We start from the raw sequence: 3,033 nt of genomic DNA, 5'->3' as shown, positions 1-3,033 counted from the left end.
CTGGACCGGCGGGGACTGCCACCTGTACAGCAACCACATGGATCAGGTCGACCTGCAGCTGTCGCGCACGCCCAAGGAACTGCCGCGCCTGGTTATCAAGCGCAAGCCGGAATCCCTGTTCGACTACCGCTTCGAGGACTTCGAGGTCGCGGGCTACGATCCGGACCCGGCGATCCGGGCGCCGGTGGCGGTCTGAACGCGACCATATTCCTTGACATTCTGCTTTCAAAAAGACAACATTTCCTACCTCTACACATGACGACGGACACGACGATGGGCGAAGCGGCTTTGACTTTGGTAGTGGCCATCGATGCCCAGCGCGGCATCGGCATCGACAACCGGCTGCCCTGGCATCTGCCTGAAGACCTGGCCCACTTCAAGCGCGTCACCCTGGGCAAGCCGATTGTCATGGGCCGCAAGACCTTCGATTCGATCGGCCGTCCCTTACCGAAGCGCCGCAACATCGTCATCACCCGCAATTCCGGCTGGTTGCACGAGGGCGTCGAGACGGCAAGCTCGCTGCCGGCCGCGATCGCGCTGCTGAATGGGGAAGCGGCCAGCATCATCGGTGGCGCCCAGATCTTCAACGAGGCGATTCAGCTTGCCGACCGCATGATCGTCACCGAGATCGACCACGTGTTCCGCTGCGATACCTTCTTCCCGCCGATCGACCCGGCCGTGTGGCAGGAAACGGCGCGCGAGACCCACCATTCGGACGCGAACGGCTACGACTTCGCCTACGTGACCTATCTTCGAAAGCGGGATTGACACCATGACGGACCAGGCAGTTCGCACTCCCGGCACGCGCGGCGGCGACGGCTTTGCCGGCAAGGTGGCGGTCCTGATCGCCATCCTGGCCACCCTCGGGACCATGTTCGGCTTCATCGGCAGCGCCTCGCACAACAACGCCGCCTTGTACAAGAGCAATGCGGCGATCGACAAGACCAGCGCGGCCAATGCCTGGAACCACTACCAGGCCAAGACCAACCGCCAGAACCTGTCCGAGGTCGCCGCGGCCCTGCCCGGCACCGACCGCGAGCACTATCGCGAAGAGATCCGCCGCTACGGCGTCGAGAAGGAGAGCATTCGCCAGGAAGCGGAACGCTTCGAGGCCAGCTCGAACGAATGGAACACCCTGTCCGAGAAAGAACTGCACCGCCACCGCCAGTGGGCCGCCGCCGCGGTCGCGCAGCAGATCGCGATCTCGCTGGCCGCCATCAGCCTGCTGTCGCGCCGCACCTGGCTGCTCACTCTCACCAGCGCCGTGGCCGCCTTCGGCATCACGCTGGGCCTGTTCGCCGCGATCCAGGCCGAACCGATGCCCTTCTCGGCCGGCCCGCTGCTGGCGGCCTTCGGCGCGGCGGCCCTGACCGAGGTCTTCCGGCGGGTCGGCAGGAGGCTTGTCAACTAAGTTTTCCAGCTAGTGTGCGACAGGCGGCGCGTCTACTGGCTACTCTTGCAGGTATTGCATAGAAAAGCTGCAAAAAAATTGCACCGACGTACGCGATTTCTGCGAAAATCCGTTTCCTCTTTTTTCCCGGTGCCGTGGCCGGCGGAGCGACCCACCAGGGCCGGCCGCTTCCACGGCGCTTCGCTTTGGAGCTGTCCATGAAATTTCGTTTCCCCATCGTCATCATCGACGAGGACTTCCGTTCCGAGAACACCTCCGGTCTCGGCATTCGCGCACTCGCGGCCGCGATGGAGCAGGAAGGCATGGAGGTGCTCGGCCTGACCAGCTACGGTGACCTGTCCCAGTTCGCCCAGCAGCAGTCGCGCGCCTCCGCCTTCGTCCTGTCCATCGACGACGAGGAATTCGGCGGCGGCTCGGTCGAGGAAACCGATTTCGCCCTGACCGGCCTGCGCGCCTTCGTGCAGGAGATCCGCCACAAGAACGCGAACATCCCGATCTACATCTACGGCGAGACCCGCACCAGCCGCCACATCCCGAACGACATCTTGAAGGAGCTGCACGGCTTCATCCACATGTTCGAGGACACCCCGGAGTTCGTGGCGCGCCACATCATCCGCGAAGCCAAGGCCTACCTCGATTCGCTGGCGCCGCCCTTCTTCCGCGCGCTGGTCAACTACGCCTATGACGGCTCCTACTCGTGGCACTGCCCGGGCCACTCGGGCGGCGTCGCCTTCCTGAAGTCGCCTATCGGCCAGATGTTCCACCAGTTCTTCGGCGAGAACATGCTGCGCGCCGACGTCTGCAACGCGGTCGAGGAACTCGGCCAGCTGCTCGATCACACCGGCCCGGTGGCCAAGTCCGAGCGCAACGCGGCGCGCATCTACAATGCCGACCACTGCTACTTCGTGACCAACGGCACCTCGACCTCGAACAAGATGGTCTGGCACAGTACCGTGGCTCCGGGCGATATCGTGGTGGTCGACCGTAACTGCCACAAGTCGATCCTGCACTCGATCATCATGTGCGGCGCGATCCCGGTGTTCCTGATGCCGACCCGGAACAACCTCGGCATCATCGGTCCGATCCCGCTGGAAGAGTTCACCCCCGAATCGATCGCCCGCAAGATCGAGGCCAATCCGTTCGCGCGCGACGCCGTGAACAAGAAGCCGCGCATCCTCACCATCACGCAGTCGACCTACGATGGCGTGGTGTACAACGTCGAGACCCTGCGCGAAATGCTGGACGGGAAGATCGACACCCTGCACTTCGACGAAGCCTGGCTGCCGCACGCCGCCTTCCACAGCTTCTACCAGAACATGCACGCGATCGGCGAAAACCGCCCGCGCGCCAAGCAGTCGATGATCTTCTCCACCCAGTCGACGCATAAGTTGCTGGCCGGCCTGTCGCAGGCCTCGCAGGTCCTGGTGCGCGAATCGGAAACCGTCAAGCTGGACCAGGACGCCTTCAACGAAGCCTACCTGATGCACACCTCGACTTCGCCCCAGTACTCGATCATCGCTTCCTGCGACGTCGCCGCCGCCATGATGGAAGCGCCGGGCGGCACCGCCCTGGTCGAGGAATCGATCCTGGAAGCGCTGGACTTCCGCCGCGCCATGAAGAAG

At 63.7% G+C, this 3,033-nt stretch carries 4 protein-coding genes; all 4 read left to right on the top strand.

Features of this window, described 5'->3' with window-relative positions; genetic code table 11:
* On the top strand, positions 1 to 196 hold a 196-nt coding region (locus tag B2R83_RS03980; protein ID WP_292038376.1), incomplete at its 5' end, for a thymidylate synthase.
* 77 nt (positions 197 to 273) lie between these two features.
* A complete protein-coding gene (locus tag B2R83_RS03975) occupies positions 274 to 768 on the top strand; it encodes a dihydrofolate reductase (protein WP_292038375.1) in 495 nt (164 codons plus the stop codon).
* 4 nt (positions 769 to 772) lie between these two features.
* The gene (locus tag B2R83_RS03970) at positions 773 to 1,411 is read left to right on the top strand and encodes a DUF4337 domain-containing protein (RefSeq protein WP_292038374.1); all 639 of its coding nucleotides are present in this window, start codon (positions 773 to 775) and stop codon (positions 1,409 to 1,411) included.
* Between the two features lie 197 nt (positions 1,412 to 1,608).
* Positions 1,609 to 3,033, top strand: a 1,425-nt coding sequence (locus B2R83_RS03965) for an Orn/Lys/Arg decarboxylase N-terminal domain-containing protein (RefSeq protein WP_292038373.1), incomplete at its 3' end; no start/stop codon positions are given.

This window comes from Massilia sp. UBA6681 (assembly GCF_002454935.1).
GTDB classification, from domain to species: Bacteria; Pseudomonadota; Gammaproteobacteria; order Burkholderiales; family Burkholderiaceae_D; genus Telluria; species Telluria varians.
This window is presented reverse-complemented; position numbering and strand designations above follow the sequence as displayed.

Excerpts from the sequence above, each read along its gene's own strand:
- B2R83_RS03975 (WP_292038375.1), top strand. The coding sequence starts at position 274 with ATGGGCGAAGCGGCTTTGACTTTGGTAGTGGCCATCGATGCCCAGCGC.
- B2R83_RS03970 (WP_292038374.1), top strand. The coding sequence starts at position 773 with ATGACGGACCAGGCAGTTCGCACTCCCGGCACGCGCGGCGGCGACGGC.